This is a genomic window from Pseudoalteromonas phenolica, from assembly GCF_005886345.1.
Classification (GTDB): domain Bacteria; phylum Pseudomonadota; class Gammaproteobacteria; order Enterobacterales; family Alteromonadaceae; genus Pseudoalteromonas; species Pseudoalteromonas phenolica_A.
In genome coordinates, this window is record NZ_PNEC01000122.1 from 1 (window position 1) to 232 (window position 232).

A 232-nucleotide genomic window follows, 5' to 3' on the forward strand; every position below is an offset into this window, starting at 1 on the left:
AAGAAAGCGTAAAACCAGAGCAGTTCCGCGCCGTTTATGAGCCAATGTTTGACCTCACGGTAGACTATGGAGAAGACAACGACCCACTTTATCAGTGGCGTCCAACGAGTACCTATATTCGTCGCCCTCCTTATTGGGAAGGGGCACTCGCGAGCGAGCGTACCATGAAAGGCATGCGTCCATTAGCGATTTTAGGTGACAACATCACGACTGACCATTTGTCGCCATCGAA

1 protein-coding gene is annotated in these 232 nt (G+C 50.4%); it reads left to right on the forward strand.

Annotation, left to right across the window (positions count from 1 at the left end; all coding sequences use genetic code 11):
- Positions 1–232: hypothetical protein (locus tag CWB72_RS20315; protein ID WP_138635236.1), on the forward strand; the 232-nt coding region annotated here is incomplete at both ends.